This is a genomic window from Lentilactobacillus hilgardii DSM 20176 = ATCC 8290, from assembly GCF_000159315.1.
GTDB classification, from domain to species: Bacteria; Bacillota; Bacilli; order Lactobacillales; family Lactobacillaceae; genus Lentilactobacillus; species Lentilactobacillus hilgardii.
In genome coordinates this window covers 1-318 of record NZ_GG670028.1, presented here as the reverse complement: position 1 = coordinate 318, position 318 = coordinate 1, and the positions used below count along the sequence as shown (strand labels likewise).

At 38.1% G+C, this 318-nt stretch carries 1 protein-coding gene; it reads right to left on the bottom strand.

The genetic code is table 11. The annotated features are described in order from the left end of the window. Positions 1-9: 9 nt before the first annotated feature. The coding region (locus tag HMPREF0519_RS12760; RefSeq protein WP_003637051.1) for an IS3 family transposase at positions 10-318 on the bottom strand (309 nt) is incomplete at its 5' end.

Here is a 318-nt window from a genome sequence, read left to right as displayed (position 1 = left end):
CTAAAAAAATTAGCCGTTTATCCTAATTCTTTCGGTGTTATACCAGTTAATGTAATTTTCAACTCTGAGGACTAAGTCCTCAAAACTAGTAAAACGTGTTTGAAAAATAAATTCTCGTTTAAGTAGCGAATGGAAAGCTTCGAGCGGACCGTTATCATATGGATAACCTTGTTTGGAATATGAATGCCTAATCAGGTGCCGCTTTAACAGGCCTTCATAAGCAATACTGGTGTATTGTGAACCCATATCAGAGTGCAAAAAGGTTGGCTTAGAAGCCCTGCTCAAGGCTTGCAACAATGTCTTAATAATCAGTTTCGC